This window comes from Mediterraneibacter butyricigenes (assembly GCF_003574295.1).
GTDB classification, from domain to species: Bacteria; Bacillota; Clostridia; order Lachnospirales; family Lachnospiraceae; genus Mediterraneibacter_A; species Mediterraneibacter_A butyricigenes.
The window spans coordinates 2,370,932-2,388,387 of the sequence record NZ_BHGK01000001.1 but is presented as its reverse complement, the minus strand read 5'-3'; the positions used below and the strand labels follow the sequence as shown (position 1 = coordinate 2,388,387).

Annotated in this window: 13 protein-coding genes and 1 other RNA gene; 1 reads left to right on the top strand and 13 read right to left on the bottom strand. The window is 45.9% G+C overall.

Annotated features, from left to right (window positions below):
• Positions 1-167: 167 nt before the first annotated feature.
• The 9 genes from KGMB01110_RS11750 to KGMB01110_RS11710 form a co-directional block, all read right to left on the bottom strand.
• Positions 168-2,030 (bottom strand): heavy metal translocating P-type ATPase, encoded by a 1,863-nt coding sequence (locus KGMB01110_RS11750; protein WP_119298478.1) that lies wholly within the window; start codon positions 2,028-2,030, stop codon positions 168-170.
• Positions 2,031-2,111: 81 nt separating this feature from the next.
• On the bottom strand, positions 2,112-2,783 hold the full coding sequence (locus KGMB01110_RS11745) for a uracil-DNA glycosylase (RefSeq protein WP_117603336.1): 672 nt from the start codon (positions 2,781-2,783) through the stop codon (positions 2,112-2,114).
• A 136-nt stretch (positions 2,784-2,919) separates the two neighbouring features.
• A complete protein-coding gene (gene hisF, locus KGMB01110_RS11740; protein ID WP_117603335.1) occupies positions 2,920-3,681 on the bottom strand; it encodes an imidazole glycerol phosphate synthase subunit HisF in 762 nt (253 codons plus the stop codon).
• A 13-nt stretch (positions 3,682-3,694) separates the two neighbouring features.
• Positions 3,695-4,300: an imidazole glycerol phosphate synthase subunit HisH gene (gene hisH, locus KGMB01110_RS11735; protein WP_117603334.1), complete on the bottom strand. Its 606-nt coding sequence runs from the start codon at positions 4,298-4,300 to the stop codon at positions 3,695-3,697.
• A 154-nt stretch (positions 4,301-4,454) separates the two neighbouring features.
• On the bottom strand, positions 4,455-5,261 hold the full coding sequence (gene udp / locus KGMB01110_RS11730) for a uridine phosphorylase (protein ID WP_119298476.1): 807 nt from the start codon (positions 5,259-5,261) through the stop codon (positions 4,455-4,457).
• Between the two features lie 115 nt (positions 5,262-5,376).
• Positions 5,377-6,852, bottom strand: a complete 1,476-nt coding sequence (locus KGMB01110_RS11725; protein ID WP_117603475.1) for a sensor histidine kinase — start codon at positions 6,850-6,852, stop codon at positions 5,377-5,379.
• Positions 6,852-7,535: a response regulator transcription factor gene (locus tag KGMB01110_RS11720; protein WP_117603332.1), complete on the bottom strand. Its 684-nt coding sequence runs from the start codon at positions 7,533-7,535 to the stop codon at positions 6,852-6,854. Before KGMB01110_RS11720 ends, KGMB01110_RS11725 begins: the two co-directional genes overlap by 1 nt.
• An 82-nt stretch (positions 7,536-7,617) precedes the next feature.
• Complete coding sequence (locus tag KGMB01110_RS11715; RefSeq protein WP_117888054.1) at positions 7,618-10,953, bottom strand: FtsX-like permease family protein; 3,336 nt, start codon at positions 10,951-10,953, stop codon at positions 7,618-7,620.
• A gap of 93 nt (positions 10,954-11,046) precedes the next feature.
• Entirely contained in the window at positions 11,047-11,751 is a 705-nt protein-coding gene (locus KGMB01110_RS11710; RefSeq protein ID WP_117603330.1) for an ABC transporter ATP-binding protein, read from the bottom strand.
• Positions 11,752-11,923: 172 nt separating this feature from the next.
• Here KGMB01110_RS11710 and ssrA point away from each other — a divergent pair.
• Positions 11,924-12,264: a transfer-messenger RNA gene (ssrA, locus tag KGMB01110_RS11705) on the top strand.
• 260 nt (positions 12,265-12,524) lie between these two features.
• On the opposite strand, the gene KGMB01110_RS11700 is transcribed toward ssrA, so the two are convergent.
• The 4 genes from KGMB01110_RS11700 to KGMB01110_RS11685 are packed head-to-tail and all read right to left on the bottom strand — an operon-like array spanning position 12,525 to position 17,177.
• Positions 12,525-13,661: a BMP family ABC transporter substrate-binding protein gene (locus KGMB01110_RS11700; protein WP_117603329.1), complete on the bottom strand. Its 1,137-nt coding sequence runs from the start codon at positions 13,659-13,661 to the stop codon at positions 12,525-12,527.
• A 15-nt stretch (positions 13,662-13,676) separates the two neighbouring features.
• Complete coding sequence (locus KGMB01110_RS11695) at positions 13,677-14,606, bottom strand: ABC transporter permease (protein WP_117603328.1); 930 nt, start codon at positions 14,604-14,606, stop codon at positions 13,677-13,679.
• The gene (locus KGMB01110_RS11690; RefSeq protein ID WP_119298474.1) at positions 14,603-15,670 is read right to left on the bottom strand and encodes an ABC transporter permease; all 1,068 of its coding nucleotides are present in this window, start codon (positions 15,668-15,670) and stop codon (positions 14,603-14,605) included. The genes KGMB01110_RS11695 and KGMB01110_RS11690 overlap by 4 nt, the downstream gene beginning before the upstream one ends.
• Positions 15,660-17,177 (bottom strand): ABC transporter ATP-binding protein, encoded by a 1,518-nt coding sequence (locus KGMB01110_RS11685; RefSeq protein WP_117888052.1) that lies wholly within the window; start codon positions 17,175-17,177, stop codon positions 15,660-15,662. Before KGMB01110_RS11685 ends, KGMB01110_RS11690 begins: the two co-directional genes overlap by 11 nt.
• Between the last annotated feature and the right edge of the window lie 279 nt (positions 17,178-17,456).

The window sequence follows — 17,456 nt, the reverse complement described above, 5'->3', positions numbered from 1 at the left end:
TGTTTGAACAGGATCTGAAGCTTCACACCCTGTAAAAAGTAACAATATACTCAAACTCAAGCTGATTAAACCCAGTTTTTTCTTCATATCACTTCCACGTTCCTTTCCATGCTGTTCCGCTCAAAACTCTTTTATACTTTCTTCGTTCTATTTTCAGATTTCAATTCTCACGATTCCGAATATCGGATCGTCCAGAACGAATTTAAGAGCGTCAGGATCATCACCGCCATATCCGCAATGATCGCATTTTTCATGGACACATATCCGATTGCCGCCAGTATCAACAGAATTACTTTGATCCCTATGGCAAAAAACATATTCTGCTTCACTGCACGCACAGTTTCCCTTGCAATATTCAATGCGGTTATGATCTGATAAGGCTCATCTTCCATCAGGACGATATCCGCTGCTTCGATTGCGGCATCCGAACCCAGACCACCCATGGCAATTCCGATATCCGCCCGTGCCAGTACCGGAGCATCATTTAATCCATCCCCCACACAGGCCAGTTTTTCTTCTCCCATTTCGCTTTCCAGGAATTCTTCTACCTGTTCCACTTTATCTTCCGGCAAAAGATTGGCGTAAATATAGTCTATTTTCAACTTTCTGCCAATCTCTTTTGCCACCTGTTCATTGTCTCCCGTCAGCATGACCAGAGACATCTGACGTTTTCTCAGCTCCCGGATCGTATCCGATGTATCTTCTCTTAATTCATCCCGGATCAGAATGTATCCCTCATATTCTCCGTCCACCGCAAGATGCACGCCGGTTCCTGATTTTCCCGTCTTCGGACAGAAAATCTGATTCTGATTCAGGAATTTCTGATTTCCAACCAATACTTCCTGCCCATCCAGAGTAGCCTTCACACCATATCCTGCAAACTCACGCACCCATTTCAGCCGTTTCTTTTCTATCGGCTTCTCATAGGCCTCTCGAAGCGAATAGGCAATCGGATGATTGGAATAACTTTCCGCATAAGCAATCTTTTCCAACAATTCTTCCGGCCCCATCCTCCGCGGACAGATCTCTGCCACAGAAAACTGTCCCTCAGTCAGGGTACCCGTCTTGTCAAATACAAAGGTGTCTACTTTTGTCAAATCTTCTAAAAGCCCCACAGCTTTTATCAGGATTCCCTGTCTTGCAGCCGAACTGATCCCACCGAAAAATGCCAGCGGAACCGACACCATCAGCCCACAGGGAAGCGCCGCTACCAGGACGATCAATCCACGGTAAATCCAGGGATACAGATCATCTTTTGCAAAAGTAAATGCCGGAATCAGCATGACCGCAAATGCCAGAAGCGTAACGATCGGTGTATACCATTTTGTAAAACGCTCCGCAAAGGTTTCATGCTCCCCCTTTCTCTCACTGGCTTTTTCCACCAGATCCAGAATCTTTGCAACCGTAGAATCCTGGTACTCTTTTGCCACTCTCGCTTCCAGCGCACCGGTCAGATTGATAGAGCCGCTGTAAAGTTTGTCGCCGGTCTTCACTGCGCGCGGAACTGCTTCTCCAGTCAGAGCTTTGGTATCAATGGTACTGTTACCGGAAGTCACCACAGCATCTACCGGAATCCGTTCCCCCGGCTTGATTACGATCACATGCCCAATTTTCAAATGTTTGGGATCGATTTGAAATTCTTTTCCGCGTACGATCCGATTAGCGTAGGTTGGTTTGATATCCATATATTTTTCAATGGAACGCTTGCTCTTTTCCAGAGACACCGCTTCCAAAAACTTGCCAAGTTGAAAGAAGAGCATCACCGCCTCGGCCTCTGCGTATTCCCCCACCAGAAATGCGCCGATGGTCGCAAGGACGATCAGAAAATGCTCATCAAAAATTTTCCATTCTTTTATATGTTTTATCACGGTTCGATAGGCCGAAAACGCCGTAGGAATATAAGCCGCAAGATAACAGATCAAAAGCACCTGATCCGCAAATCCCAACGCCCTGTTCAGAAAAAAAACAGCAACAAACAACACCGCCCCGATTCCTGTTACAATTCCGTCTCGCTTAATCTTTCTGTCCATCCCATTTCCCCGCTCATTCTTTCAGTCAGACTACTTTCTCATTATACGGGAAGCTCCCGGGAAAATCAAGTTTCAGCCAATTCAATCCTCGATCTGCCAGTCAATCGGCTCCACACCATGTGCCTCTAAGAACTGATTGGTCTTACTGAACGGCCGACTGCCGAAAAAGCCACGATAAGCAGACAGCGGACTGGGATGCGGTGCTTTCAGAATCAAATGGTTCGGATTGGTAAGCATCTGTGCTTTTCTCTGCGCCGGACTTCCCCAGAGAATAAAGACAATAGGACGATCCTGTCCGTTTAATGCCATAATCGCAGCATCCGTAAACTCCTCCCAGCCGATTCCATGGTGGGAATTGGCCTGATGGGCACGAACTGTCAACACGGTGTTCAGCATCAGGACTCCCTGCTGTGCCCATTTTGTCAGACATCCATGGTGTGGAATCGTACACCCCAGATCGTCATGAAGTTCCTGATAAATATTGACCAGGGATGGCGGAATCTTCACCCCTTTTTGTACGGAAAAGCAAAGACCATGTGCCTGTCCTACATTATGATACGGATCCTGCCCCAGAATCACTACCTTCACATCTTTTAACGGAGTCAGATGAAATGCGTTAAAAATATCCTGCGCCGGTGGAAAAATCTGTTGCGTTCGGTACTCCTGATTCACCGTATCAAATAATTTGCGGTAATAGGGCTTTTTAAATTCTCCTTTCAAAGCCTCATACCAGTCTCCGTTGATCCCTGCCATGACTCTCTTCCTTTCTCTTCTGCTACACTTTTTCTTCTATATCTTGCTTTAATTCTTGTCCGCGAATCTTTCGATTCTTTTTTCTCACGAATTGCTCCCGGAAATTCCCAGTGGATTTACGCTCTGCCCCTCTGCTCTACAACCGTACCGAGACGCCTTCTTTCCGCAGATATTCCTTTACTTCCCGGATCTCCAGTTCCTTATAATGGAACAAGGATGCTGCCAGTGCGGCATCTGCTTTTCCTTCGGTCAATGCTTCTTTAAAATGTTCCAGCTTTCCGGCTCCTCCGGATGCAATCACCGGAATCGAAACACTCTCTGCAATCTTTCTTGTCAGTTCCAGATCATAACCCGCCTTGGTTCCGTCACTGTCCATACTGGTCAGGAGGATTTCCCCGGCACCCAGAGATTCTACCTTCTGTGCCCATTCTACGGCATCAATCCCCATGTCGATCCGGCCACCGTTTTTATAAATGTTCCAGCCACTTCCGTCTTCCCGTCGTTTGGCATCGATTGCCACAACCACACACTGGCTTCCGAATTTGTCTGCCGCATCCCGGATCAGCTGCGGATTGTTGATCGCAGAAGAATTGATGGAAATCTTATCTGCGCCTTCCCGTAACAGCGCACGGAAATCATCGACCGTCCGGATTCCTCCGCCCACGGTAAACGGAATAAACACGCACTCGGCCACTTTCCGCACCATATCAACCACGGTTTCTCTCGCATCAGAAGAAGCCGTAATATCCAGAAATACCAGTTCATCTGCGCCCGCTTTATCATACGCTTTTGCAATCTCTACCGGATCTCCGGCATCTTTCAGATCCACAAAATTCACACCTTTTACTACCCTTCCGTCATTTACATCCAGACAGGGAATAATTCTTTTCGTAAACATTTCAGTCCCTCCGTTAAAGCTCAATAAAATTTTTCAAAATCTGAAGTCCCGCATCCGAACTTTTTTCCGGATGGAACTGACATGCAAATACATTTTCCTGCTCTACCGACGCATCGATGGATACCCCATATTCCGTCGTAGCCTTTACAATGGACGGATCCTCTGCTTTCAGATAATAAGAATGCACAAAATAAACGTAGGTTTCCTCACCTAAGTTCTGAAACAATTTCCCATTATGTTTCAGTTGCAGGGAATTCCATCCCATATGCGGGATTTTCAATCCTTCTGCCGCCGGAATTTTCAGTACCTCTCCCTTTAAGATTCCCAATCCTTCCACACCGGATGCTTCATCGCTTCGTTCAAACAAAAGCTGTAACCCCAGGCAGATTCCCAGGAAAGGTGTCTTCTTTTCCACCACCTTTCGAATCACGTCCACAAGACCGTATCTGTGGAGTTTCTCCATGGCATCCCCGAAAGCCCCCACTCCCGGAAGGATCACCTTATCTGCCTGTAAAATTTCATCGGCATCTCTGGTCACACATACTTCCTGTCCCAGAGAAATCAGTGCCTTTTCTACACTCTTGATATTCCCCGCATCATAATCTATGATTGCTATCATTTACTCTATCCTCCTGAAAACAAGCGGATTCTGCTGAGTATCAATATCTTATCCCGTCATGCTACCGCTTATTTCGTTACATTTCATTCCATATTGTTACATCTCGTTTAGCATAATAATTCGTAAATAATTCGTATACGAAAATTTTTACGAATTAGCTTATTGAGCTTGCTATGATATTGGTTTCTTCCAAGTCTTCCCGGATCAGCATCTTCAGCGCTTCCACCCCAACGGTGATGGCTGCTTCTGTATCATGTACGATCGGATTTTCCATGCCCAGTGCATTACGCTCCTGATTGCCCACTACCAGGAAACAGGATCCGCACCGCACTTTCCGGTAATTTGCCACAATAAACAATGCTGCCGATTCCATTTCGGAAGCTTTGCAGCCCATCTTTTTCCAGGCTTCCCATTTATTCATCAATTCATAAGATACCGGCATCAACTGCGGGTCATGTTGTCCATAGAACGAATCCTTGCATTGTACCACGCCTGTATGACAGGTGTATCCCAACTTCTTTCCTGCGCCCCGCAGCGCATTCACCACGTCAATATCTGCCACTGCCGGATATTCGATCGGCGCATATTCTTTGCTGGTTCCTTCCATTCGGATGGCCCCGGTTGCGATCACAATATCACCGCCTTTTACATCCAGATCGATTCCGCCACAGGTTCCCACCCGGACAAAGGTGTGGGCTCCGCAGTTTACCAGTTCTTCCAAAGCGATAGAAGCCGACGGGCCTCCGATTCCAGTGGAAGTCACGCTGACCTTTACTCCGTCTAAAAATCCGGTATAGGTCACATATTCCCGGTTGTCCGCGATCAGTGTTGCATCTTCAAAATGTTCTGCAATCTTCTTGCAGCGCTTCGGATCTCCCGGTAGGATCACATACTCTCCTACGTCTCCCGGTCGAAGCTGTGTATGATACTGTAAATTGATATCTCCTGAATAGTTCTGCATTTCCTCACTCCTTTTCCTGAATCCTGAACTTGTTTCTTCTTGGTCTTTTCTTCGATTTTATTTTTATAATATCGACTAAAAAGTACATCGCACCTTTTTGTTCCATGCCCGGCCCCTACGAAGCCTTTGTATCCAGTTCAAACCAGAACTCCACACCGTTGTCATAGTTTTTCACGCCATACTTCTGATGGAAGGACTCCATGATTGCCTTTACGATAGACAGTCCGATTCCGTTTCCACCGTACTCTCTGGTATGTGCCTTATCAACTTTATAGAATTTATCCCAGAGTTTACTTAAGTCTTCTTCCGGAATTGGTTTGCCACTGTTAAATACACTGACTCTTACATTGTCAGACTGCTGGAGCATCCGTATTTCGATTCTGCGCTCAAAATCCACATGATGAATGGCATTGGTCAGATAGTTTCTGACAACCTGCTCTGTTTTAAACTCATCTGCCCACACATAGACCGGTCCATTTTCAACGAACTGTACCGTAGCCTCTGCCTGACGGATCAGAATATCACAACTTTGCAATACACCTTTGATCAGTCCGGTCAGATCAAAGCGCTCCATCTGCAATTCTTCCTGTCCAAACTCCAACTGGTTCAATGCCAGAAGGTTTTTCACCATCTGATTCATCTTGGAAGCTTCATCCATGATGACATCACAATAAAATTCCCGGCTCTCCGGATCGTCATTGACGCCTTCTTTCAGCCCTTCTGCATATCCCTGAATCAAAGCGATCGGTGTCTTCAGTTCATGGGATACATTTCCCAGAAATTCCGTCCGCATCTGCTCAATCTTTTCTTTCTGCTCAATGTCCTGCTGTAGCTGATTGTTGGCACTTTTCAGTTCTGAAATAGTATGCTCCAGTGTTTCCGACATCCGGTTAAAATTCTCTCCCAGGATTCCGATTTCATTTTCTCCGCCGCTTACATACTTGGCATCAAAATCCAGATTCGCCATCTTCTTCGAAATCTCTGCCAGTTCCAACACCGGCTCTGTAATCTTTCTGGAAAAATAGCTGACCAGAACGGAACTGATCAGAATTGCGATACAGCCCATATACAGCAGGAATTTATTAGCCAGCGAAGCGCTCTCCCTGATTCCGGCCATGGGCGTTCTCATAATAAACAGATCTTTTCCGTTGATATACCCCCACATTTCCAGATATTCCGTATCATTGGATGGATCTGTGATCCTGCGCAGTTCATAGTTCTTCCGATGCTTCAAAAGCTTTCCTTCGTCCTGATTCTCCCCGATCAGATACCCCATCAACTGGGCAAAAAGCTGACCGTTTTTCTCTCTGGCCGTCATAAACAAGATGCTTCCATCCTCATCCGCGATAATCGCTGAGATGTTGGATTTTTCCGACAAATGATTCAACGCCTCATTGGCATCGTCTTCTCCCAGGGAACCGTCTTTTACTTTCTCTTCTGCCGCCTTATACATATTGGTCAGATCTTCCATCTTATAGACCACATAATACTGTTCCAGAAAATTAGAATTCGTCACAAACATCACGGCCAGGATGGTAATAATCAACCCCACAAATACCACGGTCATCTGACGCTTTAAGGATCGTTTCATCATTCTGCTACCTCGAATTTATAACCCATCCCCCAAATGGTCTTGATGTAATCCCCTTTTTCTCCCAACTTGCTTCTCAGTTTCTTTACATGGGTATCAATGGTTCTTGCATCCCCAAAATAATCATAGTTCCAGACATTGTTCAGAATCTTCTCTCTGGAAAGCGCGATTCCCTGATTCTCCATAAAATAAGTAAGCAATTCAAATTCCTTGAAGCTTAATTCGATATTTTCTCCGTCAATCTTCACTTCATGGGCCGCTTTATCCACATGGATTCCACCTGCTTCCAGCACATCGCCCTCTCCGCTTCCTGCCGTTCTTCTCAGAATTGCAGAGACTCTTGCTGCCAGAATCTTCGGACTGAACGGCTTGGAAATGTACTCATCCACTCCCAGTTCAAATCCCTGTAATTCATCCTGTTCACTGGATCTTGCCGTCAGCATAATGATCGGAATATTGGATGGGATATTCCGGATCTCCCGGCACACCTGCCATCCGTCCATCTTCGGCATCATCACATCCAAAATCATCAGATCTATCTCTTTATTTGCATAAAAAATATCCATTGCTTCCATACCGTCACCAGCTTCTAATACGGTATAATCTTCCCGCTTCAGAAAGTCTTTGACCAGTTTTCGCATTCTGCTTTCATCATCTACTACCAGAATTGTTCCTTTACTCATGGGTATCTCTCCTTTCCACATTTTTTCAGTCTAACAGATATTTATGTACATTCTGTGAAAGTCTTTCGTTCTTTAATTCCCGTCATTCCACACTCTTCATAGATTCCACCATATTGATCTTTTTTAATTTATAATACATCACCCAATTCACAAACAGGGAAAATCCAACGGTGATCAGCGCACTGTACAGGTAACTGGTCGGATCAATATTTCTTCCGAACATGACCGTATCAATCTCGGCAGTGGTGATCACAAACCGATGCAGTACCGTACCCATTCCACATCCAAGAATCGTCCCAATCAGGGTCAGAATCACATTTTCCCGATACACATACGCGGACACTTCTCCATCATAGAAGCCAAGAACCTTCAAAGTAGCCAATTCTCTTCTCCGCTCCGTAATATTAATATTATTCAAATTATAAAGCACTACAAATGCCAGCATTCCGGCAGACAAGATCAATACTACCAGAACAAAATCCAGACTGGACAACATAGAATCTACCTGATCTTCGATCTCCGTCATGTAACTCATACTCAGTGCTCCATCGCTTTTCAGTACCTTTTCTCCCACCCGTTCTATCTTCGATACATCTTCCGGATTCATCTGGAAGCAGGCTGCATTATATTCCGGTTCCCTTTTAAACAGATCTTTATAGGTTTCCGGCGTCATATAAATATAATGCCCCATATAATTTTCACAGACTTGATCGATCTTCACTTTGATTTCCCCCTGCACATCATCCTTGATCACTAACTGATCTCCGGCTTTTACCTTCAAAAGAGAGGATGCTTTCTCTGACAAAATGACACCGCCATCTTGCAGGGTATAGGCTTCTTTTGTCACCCGATTCTGAAACGTCACAAAGTCTTTATATTTTTCCACATCTTCCGGAACCACCAGGTAAACATCCAGCTTTTTCTTTCCGGATTCCGCTTTTACATTCACCTGTTCCATAACCGTCTTTTCTACTTCTGACACCCGTTTATCCGATTTCAGGGTCTGTACCGCGTCTTCCTGTTCGGATGTTGTGGCGGAAGAATCCAGAATCAGGTTTCCATCGTAACACTGGACTTCTCCATATTGCAGCCTTGCAATATTGGAAATGGAATCTTCCAGTCCAAATCCTACCAGAAGCAATGACATACAGCCACCGATTCCAAAAATGGTCATGAAGAAACGTTTTTTATAACGGATCAAATTCCGAACAGTGGCTTTCCAACTGAAACTCAGCCGTTTCCACACGCCGCCAAGCCGTTCCAGAAAGACACGTTTACCGTTTTTCGGTGCCGGCGGACGCATCAGCTCAGCCGCTGACTCCTTCAATTCTCTCCGGCAGACCGTCCATGCCGCCCCCACCGTACAGAGCATTGCTGCCACTGAGGCCATCACCGCATAATATCCCTCATACGGAATCCGATAGGTATCGATATGTCCGTACATAATTCCATACGCCACCAGGATAATCTTCGGCAGAGTTTTCTCTCCGATCAGGATTCCAAGCACACTGCCTCCCGCTGAGGCCAGAAATGCGTATCCCAGATATTTTGCCGCAATAGATCCTTTGGAATATCCAAGGGCTTTCAGGGTTCCGATCAGGGTTCTCTGTTCTTCTACCATACGGGTCATGGTCGTCAGACTGATCAGAGCCGCCACCAGGAAAAACAAGACCGGGAAAACTTTTCCGATCGCTGCGATCCTGTCCGCATTTTCGCCATATCCGTCATATTCGGTCAGAGCACTTCGGTCATTGATATACCATTTGGCATGCTCAATCTTGCTGACTTCGTCCTTCGCATCGGCAAGCTTTTTCTCCCCATCCGCAATTTTTTCGTCCGCCTCCGCTTTTCCTTCCTCATAGGACTGCTGACCGTCTTTTAATTTCTGTTCATTTGCCGCAATTTCCTCTTCCGCCTCTGCGAACGTCGCAGCGGAAGTACGGATCTTTTCCCAGCCCTGGTCGATCTGGGACTGTCCATCAGCAAGTTTTGCCTGACCACTTTGCAATTCGGCCTTTGTCTGGTCAATCTGGGTCTGGCCATCCTGAACCTGCTTTCGTCCGGCTTCAAGCTCTTTTTCTGTCTTTTCTTTTGCCGCATCGATCTGAGCTTTTCCCTGATCCAGAAGCGTCTTCTGATCCTGTAACTGATTCAGTTGCTCTGTGGTCTGTGCTATGGAAGTTTCCAGTGCTTTTAAGGTCTGCTCATCCGCTCCGGCAGCTTTCAGTTGCTGATATTGCTGCTGTTGCGCTTCCAGCGCGGCCTTCAACTGAGAAATTCCGCCCGTAACCGCTTCGTTTTGCTGATTCCATGTATCAAGCTGTGCCTGGATCTGTTCTTCTGCCTGCTTTGCACTCTCCTCTAATTCCTCTTTTTTCTGATCCAGTTCTTTCTGAGAAGCTTCCAGCGTCTTCAAACCATTTTCCAGTTCCGTTTTCTTTTCATTTAAGGTTGCCTGCTGCGTCAGAAGTTCCTGCTTGCCCGACTGTAATTTCGCTTTTCCACTCTTCACCTGTTCTTTGGCGTCAGAAAGCTGTTTCCAGCCATCGTCCAGTTCCTGCTTCGCATCCGCCAGCTGTTCCTGTGCTTCTGCCTTTGCATCCGCAAGTTCCTGTTCCGCATCTGCCAGCTCCTCATTTGCCTGATCCACAATCTCATCATACCTGGCCTGCTGCCTGCTCTTCTTAATCTTTTCAACTTCTGCTTTTACTTCCTCGATCCGTTCATCATAAACATCCGTAAAGACCGTCAGTCCTTCTGCCCCTTCCACTTTTGCATACAATTCCGTATAAACATCCATGGAAAAACTGTCTGCCGGTACATACACAAATCCGCTGACAGATCCGGTTCCTATGGTAGAGCTTCCTCTGTAAAATGAAATATAACAGGGGCTGCTTCCGGCTCCGACGATCGTATAAGTCTCTTCTTTCAGAGAATCCGAAAGATCCGCGTCATTCCCGGATACAAACGTAATCTGATCTCCCACTTTGTAATCACTGTTTTTCAGAAAATCCATATCAACCAGGCATTCATTTTCCTTTTCCGGAATTCGTCCCTCACTGACTTCTACCTGATTCATCGTCGGAAGAAGTGACATTACATGCAGAACCTTCTGGCTTCCACCGCTCTCACATAAGACATCCACCGAACAGCCCGGTTCTACTTTTTCAATTCCGTCCACCTGTTCCAGAGCTTTCTGATCCTCCCCGGTCAGTCCCAGCGTACTGATTACCTGAAGATCCATCAGTTGATATTTATCCGAATAGGCATCGGCTGTATAGCGCATATCCGGTTCCGTTGCGCGGATTCCCGAAAAAAATGCCACACCGATCGCCACAATCAGAAAAATGGACAGAAACCGCCCCGGACTTCTTCGGATCTCCATATAAAAATCTTTTCTTAATGCTCGTTTGTTCATATTCTTCCCACTTGCTATCCCGTTATCACTAATCCCTGCACTCTCAGTTGCTCTTTTCCTGTATTTGGTCACTCATGTTACGCTACATATTTCCTACCACTCAATCTCTTCCACGGGTATCGGATGCTCATTCAGCTCCATGCTTGCCACTTTTCCATTCTTGATCCTGATCAGACGATCCGCCATCGGCGCCAGAGCCGAGTTGTGCGTGATCACGATCACTGTCATTCCCTGCTGTCGGCAGGTGTCCTGCAACAATTTCAGGATGGCTTTTCCTGTATTATAATCCAAAGCTCCCGTCGGCTCGTCACATAGCATCAGCTTCGGATTCTTTGCCAGTGCTCTGGCTATGGATACTCTCTGCTGTTCTCCGCCGGAAAGCTGTGCCGGGAAGTTATCCTTTCGTTCACCCAGTCCCACTTCTTCCAGAACTTCCGCCGCATCTCGCGGATTCTGGCAAATCTGAAGCGCCAATTCTACATTTTCCAGAGCTGTCAGATTCGGCACAAGATTATAAAACTGAAAAACAAATCCGATATCCTCTCTGCGATATTTCGTCAACTGCTTCTCGGAATATTCTGTGATCCTCTCCCCGTCCACAGTCATGGTTCCCGATGTCGCAAAGTCCATTCCTCCCAAAATATTCAAAACCGTCGTCTTGCCCGCTCCGCTGGGCCCAACGATCACCACAAACTCTCCTTTTTCTATATGAAAGCTGATTCCATCCACTGCATGGATCTCAACTTCGCCCATTCGATATGTCTTCGTCACATTTTCTAATGTTACAAATTCGTTCATGCTCTGTCTTCAACCTCCGTCTGTACGATTACGTAAAAAACATCTGTTTTGAGTATAGCATGTTTTTATGGAAAATCGGTGATTTACTGACGATTTTTGCAGGATTTTTCCTTGTTTTTTTCCTCTTGACTTTTTGTTCTATACCAGATAGAATAATGAATGTATCTAACCAGGGCTTGTACTGGTTTCGACAGGGATTTTGAAGATGGAGAAGCTATCCGCAGGCGATACGTCAAATCGCAACTTTAAAATTAAACGCAGAAGATAATTACGCGTTAGCAGCCTAGTTGCTGCTTGTCAGCCTTAGAGCACTCACACTTTAAGAATCTGGCATCGACTTTGTGAGAAACGATACCGGCAAAGCTTTGAGTCGGTAGGCGTATTATGAAGCTACCAAACCTCTAAGGGTGTTAGTTCTCGTAGAGCAGAGGGAATGAAAAAGAACTGACTATGATAGTAGAAGTACATGGGATAGGTTTCTGGACGCGGGTTCGATTCCCGCCAGGTCCACTTTTTGTAAAAAGTGCGAAAAATGCATAAATGCGGGGAATGCCTGTAAATAAGGCTTCTCCGCATTTTTGTTATCTGTTATGATTCTGGCATTTTAGTAGAAATTTGGCTATTTTAGAAGCTTTATGTGTATCATATTTTTTGATAACACATTTCAGGTAAGAAAACACAACCCCCGCAGGTTCCGAAAAGGTCCCCGCGGGGGTTGCTTCACTATATGGCAACAATATTAAAATGAATGACTGTCTTTTTATTCGAACGTTTTATTTCTTTCCGCCGATTACATTTTCTACAAAGAAGTCCTGAGCAAGGATGTCTTCATCTGCCATTTCTTCTCCGTCTTTCACCAGTACATTTCCCTGGTCGTCTTTCAGTTCTCCGGCATATACTTTTACTTCGCCGTTGTTGATCTTGTCACGGAGTTCATTGACCTTATCCTGAATATCCTGTGGTACCAGATCCTGATTGAACGGAGCCAGAGCCGCACACTCTCCACCTTCATAGTAGTTTGCGGAAATGTCGATGGTTCCGTCTGCTGTCTTCTGCATAATATCTTCGAAGATCGGTGCCCAGTTCCATACGAAGGAGGTCAGAACAGCCTTTGGTGCAGACTCCTGCATATCTACATTGTATCCTACGCAATATGCACCATGTTCTTCACAGGTCTGCGGTACTGCCGGGGAAGATGCTTCCATTCCCATGTATTTGATTCCATTGTCGATCAGAGTTTTTGCATTCTGAGATTCGATGTCCAGATCATACCAACTATCTGCCCACAGAACCTGTACCGTTGCGTTCGGGTTTGCATATTTTGCGCCCAGAGCGAAAGAGTTGATTGCGGTACGAACAGATGCTTCATCCATACTTGCACAGAATCCAAGCTGATCGGATCCTTCGTTCATCAGTGCACACAGATAACCGTTCAGGAAATCACCCTCGTATCCACGGATCTGGAATTCGATGATATTGTCATACACATCATTGCTCTGCTGTGCAAAGATCACATCCGGATATTCCTGCTGAAGTTCTGCCAGGATTGCGGAATAACCTGCGGAACATCCAAAGATAATGTCTGCACCTTCATCCACCAGTTCCTCTACAGTAGATTCCAAAAGTGCTGTATCTTCTTCGGAAATATCTTCCATGGTCAGAAGGTTTGTCTCGGTATCAATTCCAAGATCATTACATGCCTTTACCAGTCCTTCGTGCATGGACTGTGCCCAGCCTCCGTCATTTACAACAGAATACTCAATCTCACCGATCACAAGTTCTGAGACATCTTTGGTTTCTCCGCTTCCGGAAGACTTGCTGTCTGAGGAAGATTTACTTCCGCCACATCCGGCCAGAAGACTGATTGTCAACGTTGTTACCAATAAAATACTTGCCAGTTTCTTTTTCATGTTCTCCTCCTTTTCTTAACGACTCTCTCTGTCGTACGGTTTTGCCAGAGCTGCCGGCTCTGCCGTATGTTTCTTTCTGAAGTTACCGGTGGACAGGATAAATACTATCACTGTCGCAATATATGGAAGCATACTGTATACTTCCGTCGGAACGGACGGCAGATAAATCTGAAGATTACTGCCCAGACAACTGATAAACCCAAAGAGTAATGCTCCCCACATCAGCATCAGTGGATTCCAGGATGAAAATGCAACCAAAGCAAATGCAATCCATCCCTTTCCGGCTGTCATACCGCTGTTCCAGAAATTGGTATTCGCAAGGGAGACACAGGCTCCGCTTACGGCCATCATCATACAGCCGAAGATCGTATAGCCATAACGCATGGCAAATACATTTTCTCCCGCCGCATCCAGAGCTGCCGGATTTTCTCCCAGCGCCCGTAATTTCAATCCAAATCGTGTCCGGTAAATGTAGAACATAGATAACGGAACGATCAGGTACATTGCATAAGTCAGTAAATTCTGTTTAAAGAAAATATCACCAAGAACCGGGATTTTGGAAAGCAGCGGAAATGCAAACTTTTCAAATTTCAGATTGGCTGCCACTCCGGATACATCTTTCCCCAGGAATCCACTCAATCCGGTTCCGAAGATCAGCATCGCCATTCCACAGACCGTCTGGTCAGACTGTAAGGTTACAGTCAGGAACGCAAAGACCAGTCCGAAAATGGCTCCGGTCAACAAAACGACCAGGAACGAAAGTGCCAGGTTGTGGGTGTGAACGGCTGTAATATATCCGCTGACAGCTCCCATCAACATCACACCTTCCACTCCCAGGTTCATAATTCCGGCACGCTCGGAAAAGGTTTCCCCGATTCCTGCATACATTACCGACACTGCATAAACGATTGCCCCTGAACAAAGGGATATGATTAAAGACATCATGCTTTCACCTCCCGATTGATCACAATCTTATATCTCTGGAAGAAATCTCCCGCAATCACAAAAATCATAACCGCGCCCTGGATCATGGTTGCGATCTGTGTCGGAACTCCCATGACCTGTACCGTAGCACTGCTGTTCTGCAATCCGGCAAACAAAACCGACACGATCACGATCACCAACGGATTCAACCGGCTTAAGTAAGCAATCACGATTCCGGTATAACCGGCATTATTCGGCATCTGCTCCATGATTCTGTGGGATACACCGGCATACTGTACATAACCTGCCAGTCCTGCCAGCCCGCCACTGATTACCAGCGCCAGCAAAATATTGCGTTTGATATTGATTCCGGCATATCTGGCAGAATTCTGACTGCTTCGGATCACAGAAAGCTGATATCCGTCCGTGGTATATTTATAGGCAAGAAAGATCAGCACTGCCACCAGGATTCCCAACAGGATTCCTGCACTGATCTGAGAACTTCCCAGTTCCGGGATCTCCAGACCGATCGGAATCCGTTCCGTCTGTCCCACATTCTGTCCCTTCATTTTCCAGGGACCGAGAACCAGATACCCAAGAATGATCAGCGCCACATAATTGAGCATCAGGCTGGTAATACTTTCATTGACGTTCCAGTATGCCTTTGGCACCGCACACAACAATGCCCAGACTGCTCCGCCCATGAAACAGCAGAGTGCCAGAATCAACCGTCCCACCGGTCCGCCGATTTCCGGTCCGTACAGGACAAAAGCTCCTCCGAAAATAGCTCCCATTGCATACTGTCCTTCGGCTCCGATATTATTCAGATTCATTTTGAACGTCAGTGCCACACCCAGTCCGCAAAACAGAAGGGGCAGGCTTGCATTGATCATCTTCCGGATTCCTTTGGAGGAAAGGAAGACTTTATTCAACATTTTTCCATAAACTTCCAGCGGACTGAATCCAACCGCTGCAATGATAAATCCACAAAATACAAATGCCAGTAATGTAAATACCACAGAAGTCAATACCACCCGAAGTGTGCTGACATTTTCTCTTTTTTCCAAACGTATTTTATTTCTCATAGCGTTCCCCCGACATCAGCCTTCCAATCGTGTCATAATCTGCTTCTTTTTTCTCTAACGTTGCCATCAGTTCCCCGGAACACAGAACTCCGATCCTGTCAGCCATCTGGAACAATTCATCCAGCTCTTCTGAAACCAGAAGCACTGCCACTCCTTTTTTACACTGTTCCAGCAAAATTTCATGAATCGCTTCTGCAGCTCCGATATCCAGTCCCCTGGACGGATACACTGCAATCAGAAGTGTAGGATCACCCCCGATTTCACGGGCAACCAAAAGTTTCTGCTGATTTCCACCGGACATCAGAGATACCGGACTTTTCTCCCCGGCTGTCTTGATCTCATATCTGGAGATCTCATCCTGAACCGTTTCTTTGATCACTTTTCTCTTCAAAATGTGGTGTTTGCTGAAACGATCTGTATCAAATTCTTTTAAGATCCGGTTCTCTTCCATGGTCATTCCCGGAACCAGTCCCATACTCAGCCGGTCTTCCGGAATAAATCCAATCCGTTTCTTAATTCTCGCTTTTGCATTCTGACCGGTCACATCTTCTCCATTCAGGACAATCGCTCCCGTCTCTGCCTTTCTGAGCCCTGCGATTGCTTCAGCCAGCTCTTTCTGACCGTTTCCTGCCACACCGGCAATTCCGAAAATCTCTCCGGCATGGATCTGAATACTCAAGTTCTTCACCGCCATAAGCTCCCGGTCGTTTTTCACCGACAGGTCTTTCACATCCAGAACCACATTCTCCTGACGGCTTCCCCCTTCATTCTTGTGAGGTTTCAGTTCCCGCTCTCCGACTACGGCTCTGGTCAATCGTTCCACCGTAGCGTCTGCTGCCACCATCGTATCTTCGACCTTCCCGCCTTTTAAGACGGTGATTCGGTCTGCAAATTCCATCACCTCATTCATTTTGTGGGAGATCACGACCACACTCTTGCCGCTGTCTGCCATACTGCGCAGCACCCGGAACATTTCCTTTGCTTCCTGTGCCGTCAAAACTGCCGACGGCTCATCCAGGATCAGGATCTCGGCTCCTCTGGACAACAGCTTTACAATCTCCACTCGCTGTTGCTCGCCCACCGACAACTGCCAGATCAGTGCAGACGGTTCCACTTCCAAATGAAATTCCTCGGACCACTTTCTGATCTGTTCCTCCATCTCCTTCTTTTTCAGAACCAGATTGCATTTTGGCATATATAAAAATACATTTTCTGCCGCCGTCAATGTGGGAATCAAACGAAAATGCTGATGCACCATTCCAATTCCCATATCAACTGCATGTTTCGGCGACCGGATCGTCACCTTTTTCCCTTTATGTAATATTTCTCCGCTATTTGGTCTGTAAATCCCATTCAGCACGTTCATTAAAGTACTCTTTCCCGCGCCGTTTTCTCCAAGGAGCGCATGAATCTCCCCCGGATAGAGTGTGAGATCTACATTTTCGTTGGCCGTTACACTTCCGAATGTTTTGGTAATTCCTTTCATCTCAAGAATCGGTTCTCTCATCTCTCATCCATTCCTTTCTGAAAACTACGAAAAATATGCTTCGCGTATAGAAAAATGATACATTGTCCGCATCTGCGGCAACCAGTTTTCCCGTCCTGCAATGTACCATGAAGTATTTTTTACGTTATTGAGTTGTTTTTTCTGCGAAATTACTTTCGTTAATGATAATAGCACAAGCTGAACCAAAATAAGATATATTTGCTGATAACATTTTTTAACCCATTTTTATAAGTATAACTAATATGTTAAAAAGGACGCTTTCATTTCTGAAAACGTCCT